This window comes from Vibrio sp. V43_P6S15P86, from assembly GCF_009904725.1.
In the GTDB taxonomy this organism is placed as follows: domain Bacteria; phylum Pseudomonadota; class Gammaproteobacteria; order Enterobacterales; family Vibrionaceae; genus Vibrio; species Vibrio diabolicus.
On sequence record NZ_WXWT01000141.1, the window covers coordinates 1 to 2,975 of the forward strand.

A 2,975-nucleotide genomic window follows, 5' to 3' on the forward strand; every position below is an offset into this window, starting at 1 on the left:
GTCCTGCTCATTGTGGTGTACGCCGTCAGTATCTACAACAAGCTCGTTACTCTACAAAACCGTTTCAAAAACAGCTTCGCTCAAATAGAAGTTCAATTAAAACGTCGATACGATTTGATTCCGAACTTAGTTAATACTGCAAAAGGCTATATGGAACACGAAAAAGAAACATTTGAACGTGTCATCCAAGCTCGTAATCAAGCAATTGCTGGCCTGAAAGCAGCCAGTGACGCGCCTGGTAGTGATGCGGCAATTAGCCAACTAAACCAAGCGGAAGGCATGCTGCAAAGTGCGTTGGGCAAACTTAATGTTGTAGTGGAAGCCTACCCTGAGCTTAAAGCGAATGAAACCATGAGTCAGCTTCAAGAAGAATTAACCAGCACTGAGAACAAAGTTGCGTTTGCTCGCCAAGCATTTAATGATGCGGTAACCAGCTACAACACATACAAACAAACGTTCCCGCCAGTGTTGTTTTCCAACGCATTCGGATTCCAAGATGGCAAACTGTTAGAGTTTTCTGACAGTGCTGAAATACAAGCGGCCCCTAAGGTTGAGTTCTAATGAATTTCTTTGACCATCAAGATACCGCGCGTCAACGCACTGGGCTTTTGGTGTTCCTGTTTTCCTTAGCAGTTGTCACCATCACTGGTTTGTTAAGCGTATTATCGATTGGTATCTATTACGGAGTAACAGGCGAAAGTTTTGATCAAGAAACCGCACTTACCTACGTCTTGTTGTGCTTTGCTGGTGTATTGCTGGTTGTTGCAATAAGTTCAATGGTTCGCTTATCCGCCCTTACCTCCAATGGAGGCCGAGGGGTTGCTGAGAGCATAGGTGGCAAGCTGATTTCCTCAAACACCTTAGATGCAAAACATAGACAACTGCTCAACGTTGTGGAAGAGATGGCAATTGCATCTGGTATTCCGGTTCCTCCCGTCTATGTGATGCAGGAAGAGCGTGGTATCAATGCTTTCGCAGCAGGCATGAGCATTGATGATGCCGTCATCGGCGTCACACAAGGCGCACTGGATAGCTTCACGCGAGATGAACTACAAGGTGTCATTGCTCATGAATTCAGCCATATCTTAAACGGAGATATGCGTTTGAATACGCGTCTTATCGGCGTACTGTTTGGCATCACTTGCATTGCACATTTTGGACACTTGGTCTTAGATAACACTCATCATACGAGCCGCGTATCAAGAAGTTCTTCCGATTCCGATAAAGGCTTTGCGGTTATCATGCTGATTGCGATTATCTGTTTGGTTCTGGGCTGGATTGGCACCTTGTTTGGCTCGATGATCAAAGCTGCAATCTCTCGTCAACGTGAATTTCTCGCTGATGCCAGTGCCGTTCAATTTACTCGAAACGATCAAGGCATTGCTGGTGCACTCAAGAAAATTGGTAGTCATATGGCGGGTTCTTCATTGAATACAAAAGCAAGCGATGAGATGAGCCATATGATGTTTGGTCAAAGCAAACTCTCCGGCTTTTCTGGCCTATTTGCCACTCACCCTCCACTAGAAGAACGGATTCGCCGAATTGAACCTGGTTGGGATGGAAGTTTTTCTCAAAGTTCGCATCGTCCAACGACAAGCTTTGAGAATGATAACGTTAGTGGATTCACATCAGGGACATCGACACAACCGGAGAAACCAACCACCGCAGAACTCAGCGAAGTAGGTCAACAGCTACTTAACCAACTTCCTTCCGAACTTGTCAACATCGCTCGTGAACCATACAGTGCGCGCTTTATTGCTTTTGCCTTGATATTTGATGGCAGTGAACTCCAGCGAGAGATGATAAAAAGTCATATCCCAAATGTGTCTCAAGCACAATTATTACCATGGCTAGATTATGATTTGCCTCTTCATCTACGCTTTCCATTACTCGAACTCTCCATCCCTGCCTTGAAATCGCTGAGTGAGGGTCAGAAAAACAGACTGTGCCAGGTGCTACGTGAACTCTCTCAAACTGATGACCACTACTCACTCGCAGAATGGTGTGTCATCAACTTATTGGAGAAGCAACTACTCGAATCGTATGGATGTACAAAACAGTTCCAATCTTTAAAGCAATTAAAAGAGAGTGTGTTTTGGCTACTGCGCGAATTGGCTTGGGTTAGTCACTCTCAACCGGAAGACGCTCAACGTGCATTTAGCAGCGCCCTAACCTGTTTGGGCTTTAATGATGCAGAGTTACAACCCGCAAATAAGAACTGGGGCCTAAATCGCGCTGCTTTAGAGCTCCTACTGCAACTCAAACCGAAAAGTCGTCGCTTGTTCGTAAAAGCGTGTCGATTAGCGATTGAATTGGATGGAAAGGTTACCGTTGCGGAAGGAGAACTCTATAGAGTAATCGCCTGCTTCTTAGAAGTTCCAGAGCCGCCACTAACAGTATCAGTCAATACAGGACAAACCCTACCGAGCCAAACACAACAAACTAACTGACTTAGCTTTAAACAAAAACGCCAGCACTTTTGCTGGCGTTTTTTCATTATGTTTTCTTATTTGACGATTTACGCTGACTTAAATCGATCAGGGATCTTAGTAATACTCTCTCGATAACTAAACCATAAGTAGGTCACGGCGAGGGAGAAGAATAAATACGAAAGTGCGAAGACGATTGGAGATGTAATTAATTCAGCCGACATTCCCCACATCACACCAACAACCGTTATCGTCAACTTAGAAAGCATGCCGCAAATTAGTAAGAATAAGGCAAGCTGCGGAAAGCGCGAGCTACGGAATGCAAAGAAATAACAGCTCCCTACCGCTAGAGAAGCAATAGATAGACCCAACATAAATGAATGGATGTGGTCTGCAGATGCGACACCAGCAGATACCGAAGCCATGAGTAATAGGAACAGTTTCATAAGTCACCTCACAACAAGTCTAAAAAAGCATCCCTTCATAAATGAAATCTCATTTTTCGCTATATTCTGCTCCTATAATCTGCAATTACAAGTGACTTTT

3 protein-coding genes are annotated in these 2,975 nt (G+C 44.4%); 2 read left to right on the top strand and 1 reads right to left on the bottom strand.

Annotated elements, in window-relative coordinates; genetic code table 11:
• Positions 1-561 (top strand): LemA family protein (locus CAG69_RS06235; protein ID WP_202600710.1); only part of this gene is annotated, 561 nt, incomplete at its 5' end.
• Positions 561-2,450: a M48 family metallopeptidase gene (locus tag CAG69_RS06240; protein ID WP_161443225.1), complete on the top strand. Its 1,890-nt coding sequence runs from the start codon at positions 561-563 to the stop codon at positions 2,448-2,450. The genes CAG69_RS06235 and CAG69_RS06240, both read left to right, overlap by 1 nt.
• Before the next feature lie 68 nt (positions 2,451-2,518).
• Here CAG69_RS06240 and CAG69_RS06245 read toward each other — a convergent pair whose 3' ends face one another.
• A complete protein-coding gene (locus CAG69_RS06245) occupies positions 2,519-2,875 on the bottom strand; it encodes a hypothetical protein (protein ID WP_005398137.1) in 357 nt (118 codons plus the stop codon).
• Positions 2,876-2,975: the final 100 nt, after the last annotated feature.